22 protein-coding genes are annotated in these 23662 nt (G+C 68.7%); 14 read left to right on the plus strand and 8 right to left on the minus strand.

The features are described 5' to 3' along the window. Window positions 1–164: 164 nt before the first annotated feature. The 6 genes from ABFT43_RS02995 (at window position 165) to ABFT43_RS03020 (ending at window position 6671) form a co-directional block, all read left to right on the plus strand. Window positions 165–509, plus strand: a complete 345-nt coding sequence (locus tag ABFT43_RS02995) for a DUF4229 domain-containing protein (RefSeq protein ID WP_457590087.1) — start codon at window positions 165–167, stop codon at window positions 507–509. Between the two features lie 22 nt (window positions 510–531). After that, window positions 532–1653 (plus strand): L-cysteine desulfhydrase Cds1, encoded by a 1122-nt coding sequence (cds1, locus tag ABFT43_RS03000; protein WP_347958905.1) that lies wholly within the window; start codon window positions 532–534, stop codon window positions 1651–1653. Window positions 1654–1707: 54 nt separating this feature from the next. Then, the gene (locus ABFT43_RS03005; RefSeq protein ID WP_457590088.1) at window positions 1708–2400 is read left to right on the plus strand and encodes an ABC transporter ATP-binding protein; all 693 of its coding nucleotides are present in this window, start codon (window positions 1708–1710) and stop codon (window positions 2398–2400) included. Beyond that, entirely contained in the window at window positions 2397–4979 is a 2583-nt protein-coding gene (locus ABFT43_RS03010) for an ABC transporter permease (RefSeq protein WP_457590089.1), read from the plus strand. The genes ABFT43_RS03005 and ABFT43_RS03010 overlap by 4 nt, the downstream gene beginning before the upstream one ends. A gap of 515 nt (window positions 4980–5494) precedes the next feature. Further along, complete coding sequence (locus ABFT43_RS03015) at window positions 5495–5779, plus strand: helix-turn-helix domain-containing protein (protein ID WP_347958906.1); 285 nt, start codon at window positions 5495–5497, stop codon at window positions 5777–5779. Beyond that, window positions 5772–6671: a Clp protease N-terminal domain-containing protein gene (locus ABFT43_RS03020; RefSeq protein ID WP_347958907.1), complete on the plus strand. Its 900-nt coding sequence runs from the start codon at window positions 5772–5774 to the stop codon at window positions 6669–6671. Before ABFT43_RS03015 ends, ABFT43_RS03020 begins: the two co-directional genes overlap by 8 nt. An 85-nt stretch (window positions 6672–6756) precedes the next feature. Here the strand turns inward: ABFT43_RS03020 and ABFT43_RS03025 are convergent, their stop codons facing one another. The 6 genes from ABFT43_RS03025 to ABFT43_RS03050 form a co-directional block, all read right to left on the minus strand. Then, on the minus strand, window positions 6757–7632 hold the full coding sequence (locus ABFT43_RS03025) for a 1,4-dihydroxy-2-naphthoate polyprenyltransferase (protein WP_347958908.1): 876 nt from the start codon (window positions 7630–7632) through the stop codon (window positions 6757–6759). A gap of 518 nt (window positions 7633–8150) precedes the next feature. Beyond that, entirely contained in the window at window positions 8151–9266 is a 1116-nt protein-coding gene (menE, locus tag ABFT43_RS03030) for an o-succinylbenzoate--CoA ligase (RefSeq protein ID WP_347958909.1), read from the minus strand. Between the two features lie 41 nt (window positions 9267–9307). Next, window positions 9308–9631: a DUF3349 domain-containing protein gene (locus tag ABFT43_RS03035; RefSeq protein WP_347959260.1), complete on the minus strand. Its 324-nt coding sequence runs from the start codon at window positions 9629–9631 to the stop codon at window positions 9308–9310. 130 nt (window positions 9632–9761) lie between these two features. Continuing rightward, on the minus strand, window positions 9762–10067 hold the full coding sequence (locus ABFT43_RS03040) for a DUF3349 domain-containing protein (protein ID WP_347958910.1): 306 nt from the start codon (window positions 10065–10067) through the stop codon (window positions 9762–9764). A 57-nt stretch (window positions 10068–10124) separates the two neighbouring features. Continuing rightward, window positions 10125–10409 (minus strand): hypothetical protein, encoded by a 285-nt coding sequence (locus tag ABFT43_RS03045; RefSeq protein ID WP_347958911.1) that lies wholly within the window; start codon window positions 10407–10409, stop codon window positions 10125–10127. Window positions 10410–10448: 39 nt separating this feature from the next. Next, a complete protein-coding gene (locus ABFT43_RS03050; protein ID WP_347958912.1) occupies window positions 10449–11723 on the minus strand; it encodes an inorganic phosphate transporter in 1275 nt (424 codons plus the stop codon). A gap of 242 nt (window positions 11724–11965) precedes the next feature. Here ABFT43_RS03050 and ABFT43_RS03055 point away from each other — a divergent pair, with 242 nt between their 5' ends. Continuing rightward, entirely contained in the window at window positions 11966–13030 is a 1065-nt protein-coding gene (locus tag ABFT43_RS03055; protein WP_347958913.1) for an LLM class F420-dependent oxidoreductase, read from the plus strand. Between the two features lie 41 nt (window positions 13031–13071). On the opposite strand, the gene ABFT43_RS03060 is transcribed toward ABFT43_RS03055, so the two are convergent. Both ABFT43_RS03060 and ABFT43_RS03065 read right to left on the minus strand, forming a co-directional pair. Further along, on the minus strand, window positions 13072–13626 hold the full coding sequence (locus ABFT43_RS03060; protein ID WP_347958914.1) for a YdcF family protein: 555 nt from the start codon (window positions 13624–13626) through the stop codon (window positions 13072–13074). After that, window positions 13623–15014, minus strand: a complete 1392-nt coding sequence (locus tag ABFT43_RS03065) for an O-antigen ligase family protein (protein WP_347958915.1) — start codon at window positions 15012–15014, stop codon at window positions 13623–13625. Before ABFT43_RS03065 ends, ABFT43_RS03060 begins: the two co-directional genes overlap by 4 nt. 275 nt (window positions 15015–15289) lie before the next feature. Between ABFT43_RS03065 and ABFT43_RS03070 the strand changes: the two genes are divergently transcribed. The 7 genes from ABFT43_RS03070 to ABFT43_RS03100 are packed head-to-tail and all read left to right on the plus strand — an operon-like array spanning window position 15290 to window position 23532. Beyond that, on the plus strand, window positions 15290–16792 hold the full coding sequence (locus tag ABFT43_RS03070; protein WP_347958916.1) for a Wzz/FepE/Etk N-terminal domain-containing protein: 1503 nt from the start codon (window positions 15290–15292) through the stop codon (window positions 16790–16792). After that, complete coding sequence (locus tag ABFT43_RS03075; protein ID WP_347958917.1) at window positions 16789–18075, plus strand: alpha/beta hydrolase; 1287 nt, start codon at window positions 16789–16791, stop codon at window positions 18073–18075. Before ABFT43_RS03070 ends, ABFT43_RS03075 begins: the two co-directional genes overlap by 4 nt. Continuing rightward, window positions 18072–18857 carry a YveK family protein gene (locus tag ABFT43_RS03080; RefSeq protein ID WP_347958918.1) on the plus strand — a complete coding sequence of 262 codons (786 nt, stop codon included), beginning with the start codon at window positions 18072–18074 and terminating at the stop codon, window positions 18855–18857. The genes ABFT43_RS03075 and ABFT43_RS03080 overlap by 4 nt, the downstream gene beginning before the upstream one ends. A gap of 11 nt (window positions 18858–18868) precedes the next feature. Beyond that, a complete protein-coding gene (locus ABFT43_RS03085; RefSeq protein WP_347958919.1) occupies window positions 18869–20122 on the plus strand; it encodes a lipase family protein in 1254 nt (417 codons plus the stop codon). Further along, window positions 20119–21402, plus strand: coding sequence for an acyltransferase family protein (locus ABFT43_RS03090; RefSeq protein ID WP_347958920.1), 1284 nt, complete (start codon window positions 20119–20121; stop codon window positions 21400–21402). The genes ABFT43_RS03085 and ABFT43_RS03090 overlap by 4 nt, the downstream gene beginning before the upstream one ends. Further along, complete coding sequence (locus ABFT43_RS03095; RefSeq protein ID WP_347958921.1) at window positions 21399–22625, plus strand: alpha/beta hydrolase family protein; 1227 nt, start codon at window positions 21399–21401, stop codon at window positions 22623–22625. The genes ABFT43_RS03090 and ABFT43_RS03095 overlap by 4 nt, the downstream gene beginning before the upstream one ends. Before the next feature lie 16 nt (window positions 22626–22641). Then, complete coding sequence (locus tag ABFT43_RS03100) at window positions 22642–23532, plus strand: sialate O-acetylesterase (RefSeq protein ID WP_347958922.1); 891 nt, start codon at window positions 22642–22644, stop codon at window positions 23530–23532. Window positions 23533–23662: the final 130 nt, after the last annotated feature.

Consider the following 23662-nt stretch of genomic DNA (forward strand, 5'->3'; position numbering starts at 1 on the left):
TGTCGGAATACCGCCGGAATGCGGATCGGCCGGGACGCGTCGATGACGCGTAATCCATGAATACACGCAAATCGCCCAGGTACTCGAACCTTCAGCCGGAGGTAAAGAGAGAGCAAAGGCCTGCGACCTGCAGGTCCTCGTTCTCCGATGAGTACTCTGGGAGGGTGAGCAAAGCGCAGAACAACGCACGCGGACCCGCACACGAGACCCCGGCCGACCTGCCGCCGGCCAGCCCGGCGAAGCTCGCGCTCGCGCTGTTCGGGTACACCGTCGCGCGCATGTTCCTCGTCGTCGTGGTCGGCGCGCTGGTCTTCTTCGGCGGTCGCCTCGTCGGCGTCGACGTCCCGTTCCTCGTCGCGGCCGTCTTCGGCGTGTTGATCGCGCTGCCGCTCGGCATGTTCCTGTTCAAGTCGCTGCGGGTCACCGTCAACACCCAGATCGCCGCCATCGACGCAGAACGCAAGGCCAGGCACGAGGACCTGCAGGCCCGCCTGCGCGGCAACAAGTGAGCGACCGGGTGGGGCGGGGCGAGTGAAGCCGACGAGGGTCGTCGACCGCCGGGCCGACCGCGCCTGGGTGCAGAACGCGGTCCGCCTGATCGAGGCCGACGCACGACGCAGCGCCGACACCCACCTGCTGCGGGTTCCGTTGCCCGCATGGTCGCGGTGGCAGGGCGCCGACGGGGAGACCGGCGTCGACCTGTACCTCAAAGACGAGTCGACCCATCCGACCGGATCGCTCAAGCATCGGCTCGCGCGGTCGCTGTTCCTGTACGCCCTGTGCAACGGCTGGGTCACCGAGGGAACGCCGGTCATCGAGGCCTCGTCCGGTTCGACGGCGGTCAGCGAGGCATACTTCGCCGAACTCATCGGCGTCCCGTTCATCGCGGTGATGACGTCGAGCACCTCGCCCGCGAAGACCGCGCTCATCGAACGGCACGGCGGGCGTTGCCATTTCGTCGAGCATGCCGGCGACGTGTATGCAGAGGCGCTGCGTTTGGAGAAGGAACTGGGCGGCCATTTCATCGACCAGTTCACGATGGCCGAGCGCGCCACCGACTGGCGTGGCAACAACAACATCGCCGAGTCGATCTTCGCGCAGCTCGCCGAGGAGGAGCACCCGATCCCGACGTGGATCGTCGTCGGCGCGGGCACCGGCGGAACGTCGGCGACGCTGGGCCGCTACGTGCGCTACCGGCGGCATGACACCTGGCTGGCCGTCGTCGACCCGGAGAACTCGGTGTTCCTGCCCGCCTACGAAGCCGCCGACGGGTCGCTGACCTCCGATGAGGGGTCCCGCATCGAGGGCATCGGCCGTCCGCGCGTGGAGCCGTCGTTCGTCTCGCAGGTCGTCGACCGCATGATCGGGGTGCCCGACGAGGCGTCGATCGCCACCACGCGCCGGGTCTCGGACATGCTCGGTCGCCGCGTCGGCGGGTCCACCGGCACCAACATGTGGGGCGCGTTCTCGCTGGTCGCCGAGATGGTCGCCGAACGCCGGGCAGGCAGCATCGTCACGCTGCTCTGCGACCCCGGTGACCGCTACTCCAACACGTACTTCGACGAATCCTGGATCGCCGCACAGTCTTTCGACCTCGACGCGGCGAACGCCGTGCTCGACGAGTTCTTCGCGACCGGTCGCTGGACCGCCTAGGTCGACCGCTTCGGCCCCTGGGGCGCCGGTGACCGCTGGGCTACGATCCATCGGGTGCCGACCGAAACCGAGCGCCCACTCGTAGAAGCCGTCGACCTGGTGCGGGAGTACCAGATGGGACAGGAACGGGTCCGCGCCCTCGACGGCCTGAACCTGACCATCGACGGCGGCCAGTTCGCCTCGATCGTCGGTCCCTCGGGCGCCGGTAAGTCGACGCTGCTGCACATCCTCGGCGCTCTCGACACACCGACGTCGGGGCGGATCACCGTCGGCGGGGTGGACCTGGGGAGTCTCGACGACGCCGCGGCCTCCGAGTTCCGCCGTCATCGCGTCGGTTTCGTGTTCCAGTTCTTCAACCTCGTACCGACGATGTCGGCGTGGGAGAACGTTGCGCTGCCGCGACTGCTCGACAACCAGTCGCTGCGCAAGGCCAGGCCGCGCGCGGTGGAGTTGCTGGAGCAGGTCGGACTCGGCGACCGGGTCGATCACCGGCCGAACGAGCTGTCCGGCGGCCAGATGCAGCGCGTGGCCATCGCGCGGTCGCTGATCATGGACCCGACGATCCTGCTCGCCGACGAACCCACCGGCAACCTCGACTCCAAGACCGGCGAAGCGGTGCTGGAACTGCTCGCCGACGTCGCGCACGCCGCCGAGGACCGCCTGGTGGTCATGGTCACCCACGACCCCAAGGCGGCCGCCCACGCCGACACCACGATCACGGTGCGCGACGGGAAGATCGCGGAGTGATCGGCGTCCCGCCCGACGAGGGGCCGACTCGAGGAGCGAGGAGGTACGTCGACGCCTTCCTCGCGGGTCTCACCCGCATCCGCCTGCTCAACCTCCGGGAGATCCGGACGCATCGGCTACGCCTGTTCACCTCGCTGGCGGTGGTGGTCGTGTCGTCGGCTCTGCTGATCGCGGTGCTCGGGACATTCGGGTCGACGTCGGAATCGGTGCGCGCGTTCAACAACGCGGTGTCGGGCAACGCCGACCTCGAGGTGGCGGCGATCGCCGACACCGGCATCGACGCCTCCCTGGCGGGTGCGATTCGTCGCGACGTCGACGGCGCGAGAGCCGTCGTCCCGATGATCCGCGGATCCGTCGTCGTCGACGACTCGGCGGTGCCGCTCATCGGCTCCGACCAGCGTGTGACCGCGCTGTCGGGCGGACTGCGTGCCGCGGTGCAGCAGGAAAACGCGGGCAGCATCGACTTCGACAAGCTGCGCACCGGCGTCTTCGCGGGACCCGGACTCGGTCTGACACCCGGGGACGCGCTGACCGTCAACGGCATCGAGGTGGAGGTCCTCGAGGTCGTCGACAACCGCCAGGCGTCGCAGCTCAACAACGGCCGCTTCATGTTCGCCTACCTCGACCTCGCGCAACGGCTCGTCGGACTCGAGGGCCGGCTGGACTCGATCCTCATCGTCACCGAGTCGGGCGTGAACGTCGGTGCTGTGCGGTCACAGGTCGAGAAGATCGTCGACGGCCGCGCGGTGGTCGTGAACCCGGACTTCCGCGCCAAGCAGGCCGAGGTCTCGAGTTCGGTGACCCGCGACGCGACGCTCCTCGTCTCGCTGGTATCGCTGGTGATCGCGGCGTTCCTGATCTTCAACACGATGAACATGGCCGTGGCGTCGCGGCGGGGTTCGCTCGCGATGATCCGGGCGTTGGGCGGAAAGCGAACCCACCTCGTCGGGGACATGCTCGGTGAGGCCGCCATCATGGGGATCGCCGGCGGCGTCATCGGCATCCCGATCGGCATCCTGGCGGGGCGAGCGGTGATCGCGAGCCTGCCCGATCCGCCACCGGACACCGTCGGAACGGTGATCGACTACCACCTGCCGTGGTACGCGCCGATGGTCGCGGTCCTCGCCTGCATCATCGCGTGCGTGGCCGCGACGGCACTGGCCGCACGCGCGGTGTTCTCGGTGTCGCCGGTGGAGGCGATGGCCCCGGTGGAGGTGTCCGACTCGATGGTGCGACGGGGACCGCTGATCGCGATCTCCGCCGTCGTCGGCCTCGCCGGCCTGATCGCGTCCTGGGTGATCGTCGCGACCGTGCCCGGGCGCCCCGCGATCCTGGCGGGCGTCGTCTACCTGATCGGCGCGCTGCTGGTGTGCTTCGCACTGTCGAAACCGCTGTCGTGGCTCGTGGTTCGGGTCGCACGGTGGTTCGGCGGACCGGGTGCGCTGGCCTCGGTGAACACCGAGCGGGCGCCGCGCCGGGCGTGGGCGACGCTGATGACGGTCGCGGTGGCGATCGCGGTCGGCATGGGTACCTCGGGTGCGCTGGACAACCTGGTGTCATCGATGTCGAAGTCCCTCGACGGACTCGGCGACCCGGACTTCTACGTGTCGTCCTCCTCGGAGTCGAGCCTCCCACTCGGTCCGATCCTGCCCTCGTCGCTGCGCGGCGAGGTCGCGCGGATCCCGGGGGTCACGGAGGTCGTCGGCGGCCAGTGGGCAGCGGTCAACATCGGCGAGAGCCGCGCGAACATCCAAGGACTGGAGCCGGGTTCGCGGGCGCCGTTCATGCGCAAGGCATCGCCGGAGGCCGTCGCCCGGGTCCTCGACGGCGACGGGATCCTGCTGTCGAATGTGCTTGCACGCGTGCTGGATGCGAAGACGGGCGACACCGTCACGCTGTCGACGCCAACGGGTCCGCACGACGTGGTGGTGCGTGACACCGTCGACTACGTGGCGGTCGATTCCGGTGTCGCCGCGATGTCGCAGGAGTTGCTGGGGGAGTGGTTCGAACGCGACGGCGACACCTATCTCCAGGTGATCACCGCGCCCGACGCCGACCCCGCCGCCGTGCAGGGTTCGCTGGAGGCGCTCGTCGCCGACGTACCGACGACCGGCAACAAACCGATCAACGTCTACACCGGTGCCGCCGCGCTCGCCGCGACGCAGGCGGTGGTCGAACAGGCCGGTTCGTTCACCGTCGCGATCCAGTGGATCGTCGCCGGTGCGGCGGCGATCGCGCTGCTGAACACCCTGCTGTTGTCGGTGATAGAACGGCGCCGCGAGCTCGGTGTGCTGCGTGCGATGGGCGCGTCGCGGAAGTTCATCTCCCGCATGGTGCTCGCCGAGGCCGCCGCGGTCGCGATCGTCGGTGCGCTGGTCGGGATCGTGCTCGGCGCGACGATGCATCTGCTGAGCGACGAGATCCTCTCGGTCACAACGTCGTTGACGGTCATCTACTCGCCGCGACCGTCAGTGGCGATGTTCGTCGCGATCGCGGTCGCGCTGTGCCTGGTGGGTGCGTTCCTTCCTGCGGTGCGTGCGTCGCGGATGAACATCAGTGAGTCGATCCAGGCGGAGTGACCCGTCGTCCCCCCTGGGGTACGACAACCGACAGGGTTTCGGCCCGAGACGGGGAACCGCCCCACCGGATTGCTGTCGCGCGCGACAGCACCCCCCAGAATCGGAACCCGGTGGCCGGGGCATGTGCGCAGCGGTTCGGCACCAGGTCACGCTCGGCGAGACCTGGTGCGCAACGTCGATCCGGCGATCCCCGGCCTGTCAGGCTCTTCACGGCCGGAAGCATCGTCAGACCACCTCCGACGCAGGCGGTCCGGCGTCGTCCGCCGGGGCCAACCAGCATGCTTCCCAGCCGCGAGTCGAGAGCTGAGTTGCCATGTCGCCGAGACGATCAGCAACCCGCCGACGAATGCGATCCCGGCCGTTGCGGTGCGCTCACCGGCCGAACCGCCGGCGATGAGCGCCAAAGTACATGAGGGTTGTCGGATTGATCGGCCGTGTCCCTCCCATTCGTGTCCACAGCGGTCGCATGTCAATAATTCTTGACACAGTTCAATCGTCAACATAACCTGACAACCATGCACGACGACCAGAACACCGAACAGCAGCCCGACGCCACCGGCGCCGATCTGGCGGGAGCCGCCGCGAGCGACGATCCCGCGAAGGGGCTGGCTGCGGTACGGGCGTTGCGGACACTGGCCGACCGGCTCGAAGAAGTGCAGGTCGCCAACGCCCGCGCACACGGATGGAGCTGGCAGTCGATCGCAGACGTGCTGCAGATCAGCCGCCAGGCCGTGCATCAGAAGCATTCACAACGTGAGGTCCGCGACCGCGGACACGGAGGGGAGAAGAGTGATGTTTGAACGAATCACTCGCGACGACAAGATGCTGCTGGCATTCGCCACGCAGGAAGCCGCCGACCTGGGGCACACCCGGGTCGGCAACGAACACCTGATCCTGGGCATGCTCTGCAACGCCCGGAGTCCGCTGTTCTCGGTCCTCGCCGACCAGGGGCTCACCCTGGCGCCGGCGCGTGAGGTGGTCCGCAGGTTCCACGACGAGAAGGCCGAGGAGGCCGCCGACGGCGACGTCGACGCCGAGTCGGCCCGGCAACGATACGAAGAAGACCGGGAAGCCCTGCGCTCCATCGGGATCGACCTCGACAAGGTTCGCGAGGCCGTGCGCGGACGGTTCGGTGAGGATCTCACCGAGGGTTGGGGCGAGCGTCCCGGCCGACGCGGCCGGCCCGATGGCGGACGTGGGCGGGGTCGCGGACACCGGCACGGCCCGCATCGTGGTCGTGGACCGCGTCCCGATTGCGGCCCACGGGGATTCGAGCCCGGTCAGTGGGGGCCCGGTCCGTGGGGCCCCACAGGTCCCGAAGGTCCGGACGGTCCTGACGAGATCTTCCGTGGCCGGTTCGGCACCCGCGTCTATGGTCCGGGTTTCGGACCTGGTGGTCCCGGCGGGCCGTTCGCCGGCGAGGGGCCGTGGGAACCCGGTCGCGGCCGTCGCGGTCCACGCGGTCGGGGAGTACGGCCCCGCTTCGCGTCGAGCACCCGTGATGTCTTCGCCCGCGCCGTCGAGATCGCCCGCGAGCGCGGCGACCGTCGGCTCCGCGCGGAGTACCTGCTCCTCGCGATCATCGACATCGACGACGCGGCATCACGCAGCCTGATCGAATCGGCAACCGCCCGAGACGAATTGAAGGCAGCCATCCTGGCGAGCCTGCCCGAGGTCGACGCCGGGGTGTGACCCCGACGGACACCGAGCAGCCCGTCCCGGGACATCCGTTCCGGGGCGGGCGGTCTTCACAGAAGGCGGGGGTCCCCCGTGCCGGCTATCCCAGTGCCAGCGTCACCGCGGTGACGACCGCCCACGCGAGCATCGCCTTGCCGGTGGAGCCGATGGACGGGATCAGTTCCGGCCCGTGTGCACCCGTGCGCACCGGCGTGTACGCCTGCCACAACAGTGGAGCGGCGACGAGTCCGACGAGCGCCCACGGCGTCGCGAGCGCCAGGACGAGACTCATCACCAGCGGCGTCGCGAGCAGGATCGCGAACAGGATTCGGGTGCGTGCGTCGCCGAGCCGGACCGCGAGGGTGATCTTGCCGCTCTCGGCGTCGGTCGGGATGTCGCGCAGGTTGTTCACCACCAGCACCGCACTCGACACCGCGCCCACGCCCGCTGCGCAGGCCAGGCCAACCCCGTCGACGCGGTCCGACGTCACGAACTGGGTGCCGAGGACCGCCACCAGCCCGAAGAACGTGAACACGGCGACCTCGCCCCACCCCGCGTAACCGTAGGGACGCTTTCCGCCGGTGTAGAACCAGGCGCCCGCGATGCACAGCGCGCCGACCAGGACCAGCCACCACGCCGTCGCGATCGCCAGCACCAGACCGCACACCGCGCCGACGCCGAAACAGGCGAACGCCGCGGCCTTCACCGAACCCGGCGACGCCAGCCCCGACCCCACCAGCCGCAACGGCCCGATCCGGTCGTCGTCGGTGCCGCGAATGCCGTCGGAGTAATCGTTCGCGAAGTTCACACCGATGATCAGGGCAATCGAGACCGCCAGTGCGAGCACGGCCTTCCACCACGAGAAGTCGTCCCACGACGCGTGCAGCGCGGCCCCGGCGCCGGCCACCACCGGCGCCACGGCGTTGGGAAGCGTTCGCGGACGAGCGCCCTGAATCCACTGCGATGCGGTAGCCACGGCTTCGATCCTGCCACGACACCGCATCGCCACCGACCACCGCATCAGACGTCGCGGGTCGTTGCGGCGAGCGACACGATGGCCGACATCGCGCGTCGGCCACACATCGACGGAACCGCATCGACCTGGGGATACGTCCGATGCACCTGCGAATTCCCCGGACCTGAGGTCCCTCGCCTCGCCCACGCCCACGCCCACGCCGGTGTCCTCACCGCTGCCGACGCGCGGACGCACGGACTCGATCGCTCCGCGGTGCACAGGCGGGTGACCGCCGGCGAGGGGTCGAGGTGCGACCGCGGCTCCACCGACTCGCCGACCATCCGGTCACCGACGCGACCACCGTCCGCATCGCCACACTGTCCGTCGGACCGTCCGCGATCCTTTCCGGGCCGGCGGCCGCGTGGTGACCCGATCGAGCGCGCCGACCATGTCGTCGCGACCATCCGCCAGGCGCTCGCCGCCGCCTCCTGACCGCAGATGTGGCGAAACGTATTGTCGCCCGACACGATCAGCGACACCTACGACGAGAAACGCTCCCGCAGTGCCCGCCGGTCTGGCTTGCCCGGACCCCGCAGCGGCAACCGGTCTAGTTCGATGACCTCCCGCGGCGCCGCATACCGGTCCAGTCGTTCGGCGACCAGACCACGAATCCGATTGGCGTCGAGCCGTTCTCCGTTCTTCGGCACGACGACGGCGACGACCTTCTCGCCGAGCCGCTCGTCGGGCAGGCCGATCACCACGCACTCGGCGACCGCCGGGTCCTCGACGACGACGGCCTCGACGACCTGCGGCACCACGGTCAGGCCGCCGGTGGAGATCGCCTCGTCCGCGCGTCCCACGATCCGCAGCACCCCGTCGTCCAACCGGCCCAGGTCGTCGGTGCGGAACCGGCCCGGCTCCGCGAACGCCGGATGATCGGGCAGGTTGCGATAGCCCTTCGCCACCATGGGGCCACCGAGTACGACACGTCCCACGCCCTCCGGGTTCGGCTGGTCGATGTGGAGCTCGACGCCGTCGAGCGGCACGCCGTCGTAGACGCAGCCGCCGGCGGTCTCGCTCATCCCGTACGTGCGGATGATCGGGATCCCGGCGTCGACGGCGCGCCGGAGCAGGGGAGCGGGGGTCGCCGCGCCCCCGACCAGCAGGCCGTCGCAGGTGGCCAGGGCGGCGGTTGCCCGTGGCGAGTCGAGCGCCTTGATCAGCTGGGTGGGCACCAACGACGTGTAGCGGCGTGGTCCGTCGAGCCGCTCCAGCGCGTCGGCGAATGCGTCGGCGTCGAACCCTTCGGAGAGATCCAGGGCGACCGGGGTGTACCCGGAGGCCAGGGCGCGCAACAGGACCTGCAGTCCGGCGATGTGGTGTGGCGCCAGCGCGAGCAGCCAGTTGCCGGGCCCGCCGAGTCGTGCCCGCGTCGCCCGCGCCGATGCCGACAGCGTCTCCGGTGTGTGCTGCGCGCCCTTCGGGGTACCCGTCGACCCCGACGTCGAGATCACCAGGCTGATCGCGTCATCGATCTCCCCGCCGACGGCCAGGGCGTCGCTCAACAGCGAGACCTCCTGCGGCTCACCGGATGTCGGGACCACCGCATACGACGACCCGTCCAGGATCGCGAGCAGCTCGTCGCGCCGGTCCACGACCTCGGGTCGCGCCGGAAGTTCGAGCGTGCGGAGTGTTTTCAGGATTGGTCCCGATTCTCGTCCGGGGCGTCGAACGGCCAGCCCGCCGACTCGAGCCGACGCCGAACGCGGGCGATGTCGTCCTCGTGGGCGAGCTCGTTGGTGACCTTGGTGATCGCGACCGCGGCGTCGATCTTGGTGATGGGCTCAGGCGGGGGAGGCGACTGCCGGATGAGGCGCGAGGACACCTCCTGCACCTCGTCGTCGCTCAACTGGCGACGCAACAGGGCGACCAGCGGGATGTAGTCGCCTTGCGGTACGCCGTCCGGATACCCGGCACGGAGCCACTCGATGATGCGGAAGAGCAACTGCGGGCGATCCACACTCCTCACCCCCTCTCCTGTCGCGAGCACACCGGTGCGGGCCGGACACGACGCGGCCGCGTCGCACACACAACGATTCTAGGTTCGGACCCCGACGCCACCGGCCACGGCCGTCGTCGCCGGGGCGCGGTCACTCCCGGTTGCGCAACGGCCAGCCCACCGCGGTCAGCCGGTCGGCGACCTGCTCGACCTCCTCGGCCGTGGGCGGCGAACTCGTCACGCGCTTGATGGCCGCGGCGATCTGCTGCCTGGTCACCGGTTCGCGGGGCCCGTACAGCTTGACGAGCTCCATCGCCACATCGGTGACCTCCTCTTCGCTGAGCACGCGCGTGAGGAGTGCCATCAGCGGCGGGAAATCGGTGCGCGAGACACCCTCCGGATAGCCCTTGCGTATCCAGTTGATCACTGATTCGAAGAACGGTGTCTCGTTGCCCATGGGGTGTGTCTCCGACCGGATCGACAGTGGCGGGATGGCCGGGTACCCGGGTCGCCGTCACTTGTAACCGAACGGGAAGAGTTTGACGTCGGTGTAGTAGTAGATCGTCTGCCGCGTGATCCACAGCAATGCGACCACGATGACCAGCGCGACCAGTCCGAAGATGGCGTAGCTCAGCACCCGCATCGCCGGATTCCCGTGCGAGACGATCGTGCCGTCGGCGGCCGCCTCGTCGGAACCGAGCGAGTGGACACGCATCCCGATGGCGAACAGCGCGGGCAGGCCGGCGCCGAAGACGAGCCCGACGAGCAGCACCTTGCCGATCGCCTCGACGATGTCCATCCGCTTTTCCTCTCGTGTCTCGCGCTGCCCGACCGGTCCTCAGGCCGAACGCGCGGTCGGTCCCGCGGTGGTTCCCGGAGTGGACTCGGGAGCGATCGCCGTGGGCGTGATGGTCAGGTCGGCCGGGAGGACCGGGCCGCTGGGGTCGTCCCAGTCGTCGTTGACGTTCCCGGCGTCGACCTTGTTCTGCTGGGCGCGCCAGTACATGTAGCCCGACGCGGCGACCAGCAGGATGAAGATGGCGATGCCACCTGCGACGTTGCCGAGCAGGTGGGCGATGTAGAACGACGCGGCGCCGACGAGGCCGGCGGCCGGCAGCGTGGTCAGCCAGGCGACGGCCATGCGTCCCGCGACGCCCCAGCGCACCTGGGCGCCGCGCTTGCCGACGCCGGAACCCAGGATCGAGCCGGTCGCGACCTGCGTCGTCGACAGCGCCATGCCGGCGGCGCTCGAGGTCAGGATGATCGCGGCGGAGGAGGCCTCGGCGGCCATGCCCTGCGGCGAGCTGATCTCCACGAGGCCCTTGCCTAGGGTGCGGATGATGCGCCAGCCGCCCAGATACGTGCCGACCGCGATCGCGGTCGCGCAGCTCGCGACCACCCACAACGGCAGGCCGTGGCTGACCGTCGACGCGTCGAGGTGGCCGGTCACGATCAGGGCCATCGCGATCACGCCCATGGTCTTCTGCGCGTCACCGGTGCCGTGCGCCAGCGACACCAGCGACGCGCTGGCGACCTGGCCGTAGCGGAAGCCCTGCTCCTTGCGGCCCTCGGCGACGCGACGGGTGATGGCGAACACCAGCCAGGTGCCGCAGGCGGCGACGACGCACGCGATCACCGGCGCGAGCAGCGCGGGGACGATGATCTTGGCGAAGACTCCGTGCCAGTTCACCCCGGACAGTCCGATGGCCGCGATCCCGGAGCCGATGAGGCCGCCGAAGAGGGCGTGCGACGAGCTCGACGGAAGGCCGAACAGCCAGGTGAAGAGATTCCAGAGGATTCCGCCGATGAGGCCGGCGAAGATGATGAGCAGCGCGGTGGTGGGCGTCAGGCCAAAGACGATCTCGCCGGCTCCCTCGCCGCTGGTCTGCTGGATGTTCAGGACGTCTTTGGTGATGGTGGCGGCGACCTCTACGGAGAGGAAGGCGCCCACGAGATTCAGAACGGCGGAGAGGGCAACCGCGACCTTGGGTTTCAGGGCTCCGGTGGCGATCGACGTCGCCATGGCGTTGCCGGTGTCGTGGAAACCGTTGGTGAAATCGAAGCCGAGGGCCGTGATCACCAACAGCACCAGGATCAGCGTCTCGCCGCTCATACCTTTCATCATGAGGGCTGGGGTTCGAATTTCCTAAACGCCTGGGCACGGTTTCGTGGGGATTTGCGGGTGCCTCGGCGTGTCATGTTCGTCACGCCTTCATCACGCCGGGGTGCCGACCGGTGTGGGATGGGTCTCATTCCGCTGTGGACCATGAGGTTTCGCCGTCGGGAGAACCGGGCGATCGAACGCTCGGCCAAGCCATGGTCGAACCGCCGGTCCCTGTGGAAGAATCCGACGCCATGACATCGATCAAGCTGGGGATGCCCATCAACTACGCGGGTGACTTCCGCGAGACCATCGACAACCTCGCCGACTACGAGGCGGCGGGTGTGGAGCGGATCGCAGTTCCCGAGGCATACAGCTTCGACGCGGTCTCCCAGCTCGGCTACATCGCCGCGAAGACCGAGAAGATGGAGCTGCAGACCGCGATCCTGCCCATGTACTCGCGCACCCCGACCAACCTCGCGATGACGGCGGCCGGCCTGGACTACATCAGTGGCGGCCGCGCGGTCCTCGGCATCGGTGCGTCGGGTCCTCAGGTCATCGAGGGCTTCCATGGCGTCAAGTACGACTACCCGCTGGGCCGCGCCCGCGAGCACGCGGAGATCTGCCGCATGGTGTGGCGCCGCGAGAAGCTCAACTACCAGGGCAAGCACTACACGCTGCCGCTCGACAAGGAACACGGCGGTTCGGGCCTGGGCAAGTCGCTGAAGATCATCAACCACCCGGTGCGCGAGAACATCCCGTTGCTGCTCGCCGCGATCGGCCCGAAGAACGTCGAACTCGCCGCCGAGGTGTTCGACGAATTGCAGCCGATCCTGTTCCACCCCGAACACATCGACGCCGCGTTCGGCGAATCGCTGGCCGCGGGCAAGGCCAAGCGCGATCCGAAGCTGGGTGACCTGGGCATCGTCGTCCAGGCGACCGCCCGTGTCACCGAGGATGCCGAACAGCTCGACAACGCGCGGGAGCTCGTGCGTCACCACGCGGCGCTGTACATCGGCGGCATGGGCGCGCGCGACAAGAACTTCTACAACCAGCTCGCGATCCGGTACGGCTACGAGAAAGAGGCCAAGCTCATCCAGGACCTCTACCTGGACGGCAAGAAGATCGAGGCCGCCGCGGCCGTGCCGGACGACCTCGTCGACGGCATGTCGCTGATCGGTCCCAAGTCGCATGTCGCCGAACGCGTCGCCGCCTTCAAGGAGGCGGGCGTCACGTGCCTGCTGGCCTCGCCGGTCGCCCCGACCCACGCCGAGCGCGTTGCCGAGATCGAGCTCCTGCGCGACATCTTCAACGGCTGAGCTGATCGGCGGCCGGGAGCCGTGATCGACAACCCGATATGTCAACACCCCAGTACGGCGGCCTTCGCGAGGCCGCCGTACTGGTATGCGTAGACAGCGCCCCACAAGACGGGGTTCGGGCTGTAGTCACGCGGGACGGCGTGCATGATCACATCGCCGTCGAAACACTGGCCGAAGATGTAGCGGGCCCGCACCAGGTGGTAGCTCCAGGTGACGACGATGACGCTCTGCCAGCCGTGACGGCGCGCCATGTCCCGGACGAACATCGCCTCGCCGCGCGTCGTCGACGGGTCGGGTTCGAAGCACGTCACCGTGATCTCCCGCGTGCCCGACGCGCACACCCGCGGCATCATCGCGTCGGCGTCCGTGTACGGGCGGTACGGGTCGGAAATGAGTACATGATCGGCATATCCCTTGCGCGCCAGCTCGATTCCATGGTCCTCGCGCCCGTCGTGTTCGCCGCCGAGCACGACGATCACATCCGCGGGACGCAGCGGATCGTCGTGGACCCGGGTGAACAACTGGAATCCGAGCGCGCCGCCTCCGACCACCACGACGACGAGCACGCACAGCGCCACCCGGACAGCACGTCTCACCGCAGCGAACGCACCTTGTCGCCGGAATCGGCGGGACGGCCCAGAACCGTTGGCGCGTAGAGGAATCCCACATGACCGACGGTGCTCGGATCGGCGGTTCGACGCAGCGCCACCACGAGGAACACCAGCATGAGCGTCAGGTCGGTCACCGACACCGGGATGGACACCGTCGAGAAGTCGAGCTGCATGCCGAGGGCGAAGAAGGCGATGAACAGGCCTCCGTACAGGGCGACCTCGAAGCGCCGTGACCGCATGCAGCGATAGGCGAGATAGCAGGCGTAGAGCATGATCCCGGTGAACAGGATGCCCACCAGGATGCCGCCGCGATATACCGACAGCAGTGGGGCGTTGGCCACGTAGTTGATGTTGAAGGCCTTCTCGGGATCCTTGAATTCCGGGATACCCCAACCATGTCCGAACAACCAGGAGCCGCTCATCTTCTCCGGGAACTCGCGCAGCGCCTCACCGCGTGCCGACGATCCGGTGTCTTCGTCACCGAACGACGAGAAGATGCGGTTGCGGGACGCGGGGATCGCCAGGAGGGTCGCCATTCCGGCGACCAGGCTGCCGATGATCGCGGTGCGGTTGCGAGTGGACATGGTGTGGAAGGCGAGCACCAGCAGCAGCGCGAGGACGACCGAGAAGATCGCCGCGCGGCTCAGGGTCATCGCGACCGCACCGAAGAGCACGACCGCGAAACCCCAGCGCCAGTAACCCTCGAAGACCAGCAGGCTGATCATCAGGGCGGCGAGGAACCCGATCCCCGCGGCATTCGGATCGATGTAGGTGCCCGACAGGCGTGCGGTGACCGACGCCCCGGAGAAGACGAAGCGTCCACCGAATGACGAGTCATATCCGAAGGGGGACAACAGATCAAAGGTCTTGGCGCCCTTGTCCACGGTGAGCATCGCGGCACCGACCGCGGCCTGGATGGCCGACGTCACGACGAACACCCGGCCGAAGGTGCGCAGCTGATCGGCGCGCAACCGCAGCAACGCGATGACGAGCAGGGTCGCGCTCGTCCACTTCACGTACTCGAGGACGTCGTCGACGGGTCGGCGCATCGTCGCCACCACCGACAGTGCGGCCACGCCGATGAAGACCATCAACGCGTATTCGAGCGGAGTGAAAGACGTCACCTCGCGAGGGTGCACAACAGTGGCGAGCAGCACGGCCATCGTCAGCGTGAAGATCAATGGTACGGGCGTACCGGGAACGTACCCGGCCGGGAGAATGGCCACGACGACCGCCAGTGCCCACACCAACCACGTCGGATGCTGCAGTCCGACATAGGCTCCGATGATCAGCACGATTCCCAGAAAAGCCGCGGTCACGACCGAACCGCCGGCGAGAAGGCAGCCGAATGTGCCGGCCGTCACGATGGCCACGATCGCAAGTGAACGAACAAACCCCACGCGCAGAATCATTGCACGAAGTTCCGCGCGCCATCGGGTTGAGCAGTGGGGGACAGAAAGACACGCGGCCGCAACGAGTTCGACATCACAGCTCTCGAAGCGCGCAAACCGGCCGCAATGGTTAAAGTTGTCGGGTCGGGGAAAGGCCAGAGGTCGAATGCTCTGGCGTGAAAACGTGTAACACGCATTTCACGTCGGATTGTTCGATGTTGAGGCCTGCTCCGCCATCGCCGGAAGGAGTAGGTTTCGTGCCATTCAATGAATATGTCCGCATCGTGGTCCGTTATTGGTGGGCCATCGTCGCGTGCATTCTCGTGGGCGCACTGGTCGGGTTCGGCTATGGCATGTTCTTCAAGTCGGTCGACTACGTCTCGTCGGCCCGCCTGTTCGTCACCGCGGAGGGTGGCACGTCGGTGGGCGAGTCCTACCAGAACAACCTGTTCGCCGAGGGGCGCGTGAACTCGTACGCGCAGATCGCGACGAGCGAGCAGGTCGCGATCCGCGCCTCGGAAGCACTCGGCGGCGCCATCAGCCCCGGTGACCTGCGCTCCCGCACCACCGCGCTGCCCGTCGAGGACACCGTGATCCTCGACATCTCGGTGTCGGGCCCGAGTCCGCAACGCGCACAGTCGTATGCGGCTGCCATCGCCCAGCAGACCGTGGAGGTGGTCCAGGAGCTCGAGACCTCGCGCCGTGGTGGCGTGCAGGCGGCGTCGGCGATCCTGTACGACGAGCCGGGCCTGCCGGGGTCGAAGGGCAAGCCATGGATCCTGTGGACCGGCGTCGGCGCAGGCGCCGGACTCGCCGTCGGTGTCGTGGTCGCGCTCCTGCTCGGCTGGCGACGTCGGGAGACCGTCGTCGACGAGGTGACCGCGGTCGACACCACCCACCATCCGGTGCTGGCCGAACTGTCGCCCCGGACGGTCGATCCCGCCGAGCTCGGCTCGGCGGACCACGTCGACGACGACGCGGCCTCGATTCATCGCCTGCACAACCTGATCCGTTTTCTCGGTGGACGTCGTGACCGGCACGTCCGCGCACCCCGGGTTCTCGGTTTCACCGCGGTCGGCAAGGATGCGAACGCCGACCAGGTCGCCGCGCGCTTCGCCCGCACCGTCGCCGAGACCGGCAACACCGTCCTGCTGATCGACGGCGACCTGTCCGGCAAGGGTCTGACCGGCGGCACCGCGCTGTCGGCCGATCACGGTCTGTCCACGCTCCTCACCGACAGCGTCGGAAGCGTCGACCCGTTCATCGAGCAAGAGCGGCTCACGATCCTTCCGGTCGGCCCGGCGGCGCCGGATTCCGGTGTGCTGGTGAGCGGTCCGCGGTTGCAGACGATCCTCGACGACCTGCGGGATCAGTACGACTACGTCGTGATCGCCTGCCCGCCCATGGGGCCGACCTCCGATTCCATCGTGTACTCGGCGCTCGCCGACGCCATGGTCGTCGTCGTACGTTCGGGCTCGGCGACCCGGAGGTCGCTGCGCGACAACGTGGCGGCGATCGAGCTGGTCGGCTCCGTGGTCGGCACCGTGCTGGTCAGCGGCAGGCCGAAGACCGCAGATGTTTCGTCATCGGATGAATCCATCGACGTTGCAGTCGAAGCCGACGAGGATGTCCCCGCCGAGGACGTCCTCTCGGTAGGTGCTTCCGAAGACGACCCGATCCGCACTGTCGTGCATGGTTCGCGCAACGGTTCCGGGCCGGCCGCACCGGTCGGGAGCCCATCCGACGGGCGGGGTCGTTGACGGGGCGCTCGACCCGGAGGCGGCTGGCCGCCGTCGCCGCAGCCGTCACGATGACGGTGACCGCGGTGAGCGGTTGCGGGGCACATGGATTCGGTGACGACGAGTCCGAGCGACTTCCGGGGATCCCGTTGTCGCTGCAGCCCGAACCCGAGCTGGTCACCCCCTATCCGGAACCGGTGATGCGCGGACCCGCCGACACCGGCAGGCCCGGTGCGGTCCTGAGGGTCATGGAACCCCCGCGCGGGCCGATCCCGGTGATCACCGAACTGGGCGCGATCGTCAAGCGGGTCGAATACCGGTCGAGGTCGGGTATCGACAACTCTCCGACCGTGGTGTCCGGCATCGTCGTGACCCCGAAAGGTCCGCCGCCGCCCGGTGGCTGGACGACGATCGCCTTCGGTCACGGCACCACCGGCGTCCTCGACAACTGCGGTCCGTCGGAGTACGTGAACCTCATCGGCAGCGACGAGATCATCGCCGCGCTTGTGCTCAACGGGTTCGCGGTCGCGATGAGCGACTACCAAGGACTCGGTATCCGTGGTACTCACCACCCGTTTCTCGACGCGCGCACGTACGGCTACAACATGGTCGACGCGGTTCGCGCCGCCCGAAACGTCTTCCCGTTGTTGAGTGAGAGATGGATCTCCTACGGGGTGTCGCTCGGCGGCATGGCCGCATGGGCGGCCGGCGAGATCGCCACCACCTACGGCGGCGGGCTCGACCTGCTGGGAACCGTTGCGCTCGTGCCGGTGTCGGACATGACCGGGTTGGTCGAGCGTGCGCAGAAGGGAACGCTCACCTTCGACCAGGTGCCGATGATGGCCTACCTCATCGACTCGCTGGCCCGGGTGAGGCCCGGTCAGTTCGATCGCGACGACTACCGGTCGGAGTATCTGAAGGCCAACTGGGACGAGGTCCTGCGCTGTATCCCGGTCGATGCCGAGAAGACCCAGCGCATCCTGAACTCGATCGGCGTCGAAGACGTGAAGCCGCACAGCCGGGAGGCCGCGGAGAAGCTGCGCGCACACCTCGCGTCGACGGCTCTGCCGGTCGGGGTGTCGAAGAAGCCGATGCTGATCATGTACGGCACCGACGACCCGCTCATCGCCGCGCCGTGGACCGAACGCGCGATCCGGCGGGCCTGCGCCGCCGGGTCCCCGATCATGGCGTTGCGCCGCGTCGGTGAGACCCACGCCGATCTCGACTCGGGCCAGTCCGTGGCCTGGATGAAGTCGCTCGCCGACGGATGGAAGCCGGCGCAGAACTGCGGGGACCTGTCATGATGTCGCCGTCGACGCGTGGTCCGCTGGACTACGTCGCGATCCTCCGGCGAAATCTCGCGGTGATCGTCGTCTCGGTGCTCGCCGCGGTCGGCGTCGGCTGGGTGGCATACGTGATGACGCCGAAAACCTATGAGGCGCACGCCAGCGCGCTGATCCTGGCCGGCGGGCCGGCGAGTGTCAACGCCGAACGGGCCAGCGACCTGGCCGGACAGCTGCGATCCGCGTCGTACGTGCAACTGGCCGCGTCCGATCAGGTGCTCGCCCGTGTCGCCCTCGCCGACAAGCAGGGCGTGCTCGGCGATGGCGTCGGTGTGGAGGAACTACGCGAGCGGCTCACCGTGACCTCGCCGATCGACAGCGCGGTCCTCGACGTGGTCGCCACCGGTGACACCGGTCAGGCCGCAGCGCACCTCGCCAATGCGGTGGTGAACCAGCTGAAGACCCTCGCGGTGGAGATCGAGTGGAGCGACCATCCGATTCCGCGCCCGCGTCACGAGATCGACGTCATCGACCCCGCCCGCAGCCCGGATTCTCCGGTGGCGCCGGACTTCTGGGACACCATGACCAAGGCCGCTGCCCTCGGGGCGCTGCTGGCGCTGGTCCTCGTGATCGGCATCGAGGTCGCCCGCGACCGGATCGTCGAACCACGGGAGGCGCTGGTGCGGCGCGCGGTGATCCCGGCCGTGGGCGACGGTGCGGGTGTCGCCGCATACGGCGCGGGGGACGCCCGGCCGGGACGCGAGGGGGCAGATCTGACCGGGGCTCCGGGAGGGAGGGCGTGATGGAGAAGAACGTGACGAGACGACAGGATGCCGGTCGGGGCCGGCTGACCGGCGTGCTGGTGGCCGTCGCCATGGCCGGCACGGTGGCGCTCGCGGGATGCTCCTCCGACGGACCCGCGACACCGACCGGCGGCGTGGGCGGCGTCGAGTACCAGGTGGACACCGGGGCCGTGGGCCCGGGTGCGCTGCGCGCGGCGGAGACGATGCCGCTGCTCGACCGCCGCGTTCGCGCGAACGCGCACCTGGCGCTTCGGGTCAGATACGTGTCCACCGACGGCCGCACCGGTCGCGAGACCGAGACCTGGGCCGCGATCCTCGCCCCGAAGGGACCGGCGCCGAAGGACGGCCGCCCGGTCATCGTGCTCGCGCACGGAACCAGCGGTGTCCTCGGTGAGTGCGGCGTCACCCTGCAGTCGAGCCTGGGCGACCTCGCGGTCACCGCGGCGAGCTGGCTGCAACTGGGTTACGTCGTCGTCATCCCGGACTATCAGGGACTGGGCGACCCCGGCGAGACCCGGCCGACGCATCCTTACCTCGACGCCCGGACGTCGGGGCGCAATGTGATCGACTCGGTGCGCGCCGCGCGGAACCTGCTGCCGCAGACCGGGAACCGGTGGGGAGCCCTCGGTGGTTCCCAGGGCGGACAGGCGGTCTGGGCGGCGAACGCCCTGTCGGAGACCTACGGTGGTGAGCTCGAACTCGTCGGCGTGGCCGCGTTGTCGCCGGCGTCGGATGTGTCCGGACTCGCCGATCTCGCCGCACACGGCAAGATGACCGCCGAGCAGTACGGCCTCTACAACTGGCTGTTGCTCGCGTTGAGCGCGGAGAACCCGCAGCTCGACCTGAGTGACTACGTCGGCCCCGAGGTCATCGCACACTGGGACGAACTCTCGCAGTGCACCGCGCTCAAGGGTGCGCAGCGCGGAGAGGTGCTCGGGACGCTGACCGCGGACAACCTGAGGCCGTCCTCCCCGGAGGCGACCTCCCGTCTGCGGAAGTTGCTGAAAGAACGATCGATTCCCGATCTGCGCGCGTCGGCGCCGACGATCGTGATCTACGGCGGCAAGGACGAGCTGATCCCGGCGCAGTGGACCGCCGCGACCGTCCGCCGCAGTTGCGCCCGGGGTGATGAGGTGCACACCCAGTTCCAGCCCGCGGCCGATCACGGCGGCGTCGACGGCCGCCAGGTGGTGGGGTGGCTGACCGCCCGCTTCGCCGGAGACCCGAGCTACAACCGCTGCGCAGAGATCGAGAGGGCCGGATGACGGAGAACCTGGAACGTCGGGGCGGCGCCCCCGAGAACCTCCCCACACCGGAGTCCGGAGCCCCTGCGCCGGTGAGGCCGGCGGGCGGGCGCATCGCCGGACTCGACGGTCCGCGCGGCATCGCGTGCTGGGCGGTGCTGATCGTCCACGTGGCGGTGCAGAATTCGCCCGACACGATGGCGCAGGGCGGCCTCCAACTGCTCGGCCAGGCGTTGATCTTCTTCTTCGCGCTGTCCGGCTTCCTCCTGTACCTGCCCTACGTCAAGGGCATCGTGCGGGGCCGGCCGTCGCCGCCGGACGTCCGCTCCTACGCGACTCATCGCCTGCTGCGGGTGTTCCCGGCGTACCTGCTGATCTTCCTGGTCGCCAACTACATCCTGCGGGCGTGCTTCGTGGTCAACGAGTGGCTCGCCGGCGAGGTCGGCACCGATGCGGGCACCGGGATGATCACCGACCCCGGACAATTGCTCGCCAACCTCACCCTCACGCAGACGTACTTCCCGCAGTATCTGCAGACCGGCATCAGCCCGTCGTGGTCGCTGACACTGGAATTCGGCTTCTACCTCAGCCTGCCGCTGTTCGGCTGGGCGATGTGGTGGCTGCGTCGCCGCTTCGGGACACACGCCGCGGTTCTGGTCCTGACGCCGCCGGTGATCCTCATCGTGATCGGCACGATCGGCAAGATCGTGGCCGCCCAGGTGGCCGAGGCCGAGGGGATCACCGAGGTGCCGGAACAGAACTGGGGCCCCAACGCGGTCGCGGTGATCCTGCGCAGCTTCTTCGCCGCCGCCGACAACTTCGCCTTCGGCATGTTCGCCACCGCCGCCTTCGTCGCGGTCGGCGCCGGACACATCTCGGTGGGCACCGCCCGCAGGATGCGGATCGGAGCGACCATCGCGCTGGCGCCGTCGTTGCTGGTGATGCTGGTGCTCATCGCGTCCGGCTCGTCGTTCCAGTCGACCTTCACCGCGATCGCGTCGGCGCTGGTCATCCTGATCATCGTGCTGCCGCCAGCCGCTGGACAGGACAGCAAGCTCGCACGGGCGCTGGACTGGAAGCCCCTCGACTACAGCGGCCGGGTGTCGCTCAGCATCTACCTGTGGCACTTCCCACTGATGATCGTGCTCGGCAGAATGGATCTGCTGCAGGGTGATTCGTGGGCCGGATTGATCGCCAACGTCATGCTCGTCGGCGCCGTCACCCTGGTCTTCGCCGGCCTCACCTACCGCTGTGTCGAACAGCCGGCGATGGCGGTGGCGCGGAGGATGCGCCGTCGATGATCGGCTTCGTCCGCCGTCATCCCTTTCTCGTCGCCGTGCCGTTCGCGCTGGTGACCACCGCGGTCATGCTGTTCGCCGGGGTCATCGCCATCCGACTCGGCAAGGTGATGATCGTCGACCCCGACTCCGGACCTGTTCCGTTCACGGTCGTCGAGGGGCCCGGCCGGGTGATCGCCGCGGAGTACGCCGATTCCCTGCCGATCTCGGCACGTCTCGACGACGTCAAGGCCGTCAGGGTGAGATATCAGTCCACCGACGCGACCACCGGGCTGCCCACCGTGGTCAGCGGCGTCGTGGTCACCGGGCCGCCGCCGGAGCACGGCGAGACCCGGCCGGTCGTGGCATTCGCCCACGGCACCACCGGGATCGACGAGCCGTGCGCACCGTCGGTGCAACCCGGCATGTACGGGCTCGGGGCGCTGGCGCAGGCGCTGACCAAGGCCGGATTCGTGGTGGCGCTACCCGACTATCAAGGCCTCGGCAGTCCCGGGGTGCACCCGTATCTCGACGCCCGCACCGCGGGAATGAACGTCATCGACTCCGTGCGCGCACTGCGAGCCGTGTTCCCCTACGCCCGGGACAGATGGGTCGCCTACGGCGGATCCCAGGGTGGGGGAGCGGTTCTCGCGGCCGCCATGGCGGCCCCCGTATACGGCAGCGGACTGACCATGCTCGGCGCTGCGGCCATGGTGCCGGCCGCCGATGTCTCCGGGGTGGTGCAGAAGTCACAGGACGGGACGATCACCCGAGACCAACAACTGATGCTGCAGTGGATCATCGAGGCCTGGTCGCGCAGTGACCGGTCGGTGCGGCTCGACGACTACCGGCGCGGTGCGGCGCTCACCGGATGGGACACCCTGTCGGCGTGCACCGGGCCGAAGGTCTCCGGTCGCGACGACGCCGCAGATCGACTGCATCCGCGCGACATCGGGCCCGGCACCCCGGAGGCCGCGACGGCGCTGACCGAACGCCTCACCGCATACGCGGTCCCCGTCGAGCGCACGCCGGTTCCGATGTACGTGCTCTACGGCGGGAAGGACACCTTCATCGACGCCGCCTGGACCGCCGCATTCGTCGACCGGGCCTGCGCCGCGGGTGATTCGGTCACCGTCGAGTTCCAGCCCGATCGCGGGCACGGCGACGTCGACGGGGCGGCGCTACTGCCGTGGATCTCGGGGCGATTCCTCGACGAACCGGTGTCGTCCGACTGTCCGGAGAGATGAGAACGAGAGGAACGCCGTGAAAACCGATCCCGCACCGCGGCTCCCGTGGGCGCAGACGCCGGAGGAGTTGCGCCGACACGGTGATGCACCGGTTCACGTGCAATTGAAGATCCGGGCGAAGGACGTGGTGAAGCGTCTGCTGGCCTCGGGAACCATCGTCGAACCTGCCGAGCGGTACGCGGTGGTCGCGGTGCTCGGACAGTCGAACGCGCACGGCGCGGGAATGCCCTCACCCGCAGACCCGCCGGCACGTCCCGACCCGAGAGTGCACCAATGGCCCGGTTGCGGACGCAATCGTGGACGCATCCTCCTGGCCGAGGACCCGCTCCTGCATGAGATCCCGGGTGCCGGTGTCGGATTCGCCACGACCTTCGGATCCCTCCTGGCCGACCACACCGGTGAGGCCGTTCTGTTGGTTCCGTCGGCACGTGGCGACACCGCCTTCCACCCCAAGAACGGCTATAGCTGGGACCCGGACGATCGCACGGCGCGAACCAACCTCTACGAGCTGGCGGTCAAGCAGATCACCAACGCCCTTTCCGCCGCCGGGACGGGATCGAGACTCGCCGCGATCCTCTGGCATCAGGGGGAGAGCGATGTTCCGCTGACCGCGCCGGAGGACTACCGGCGAAAACTCGACCGGCTGATCGCCGGGCTTCGCGAACGATTCGGCGATGTCCCGTTCATCATCGGGCAGATGGTGCCCGAGGAGATCGCGGGAGGCCACCCCGGGTATCCGGGCATCGATGCGGTGCATGCCGACACACCCGCCCGCCACACCTGTTGCGCCTATGTCCCGGGCCCGGAGGGCATGCACAACCCGGGCGAACGGATCCACTACGACGCCGCCGGGCAGCGTGCGCTCGGACGGGCGATGTTCCGGGCATACCGGGGCCTCGCTCCCTGAGGCGAGGAGCGTCCTCGTCCCTCGCAACCCCGGACCGTCGAACCCGGCCGACCCACCGCGATCGCCACTTCGGCTCGCCGAGAGGGCATTTCGACGGGGTCGCGAGCCGAAGTGGCGATCTACGGGGTCG

This window comes from Gordonia aurantiaca (assembly GCF_039939235.1).
In the GTDB taxonomy this organism is placed as follows: domain Bacteria; phylum Actinomycetota; class Actinomycetes; order Mycobacteriales; family Mycobacteriaceae; genus Gordonia.

Excerpts from the sequence above, each read along its gene's own strand:
- ABFT43_RS03015 (WP_347958906.1), top strand. The coding sequence starts at position 5,495 with ATGCACGACGACCAGAACACCGAACAGCAGCCCGACGCCACCGGCGCC.
- ABFT43_RS03020 (WP_347958907.1), top strand. The coding sequence starts at position 5,772 with ATGTTTGAACGAATCACTCGCGACGACAAGATGCTGCTGGCATTCGCC.
- ABFT43_RS03040 (WP_347958910.1), bottom strand. The coding sequence starts at position 10,067 with ATGGGCAACGAGACACCGTTCTTCGAATCAGTGATCAACTGGATACGC.
- ABFT43_RS03045 (WP_347958911.1), bottom strand. The coding sequence starts at position 10,409 with ATGGACATCGTCGAGGCGATCGGCAAGGTGCTGCTCGTCGGGCTCGTC.
- ABFT43_RS03050 (WP_347958912.1), bottom strand. The coding sequence starts at position 11,723 with ATGAGCGGCGAGACGCTGATCCTGGTGCTGTTGGTGATCACGGCCCTC.
- ABFT43_RS03055 (WP_347958913.1), top strand. The coding sequence starts at position 11,966 with ATGACATCGATCAAGCTGGGGATGCCCATCAACTACGCGGGTGACTTC.
- ABFT43_RS03080 (WP_347958918.1), top strand. The coding sequence starts at position 18,072 with ATGATGTCGCCGTCGACGCGTGGTCCGCTGGACTACGTCGCGATCCTC.
- ABFT43_RS03090 (WP_347958920.1), top strand. The coding sequence starts at position 20,119 with ATGACGGAGAACCTGGAACGTCGGGGCGGCGCCCCCGAGAACCTCCCC.
- ABFT43_RS03095 (WP_347958921.1), top strand. The coding sequence starts at position 21,399 with ATGATCGGCTTCGTCCGCCGTCATCCCTTTCTCGTCGCCGTGCCGTTC.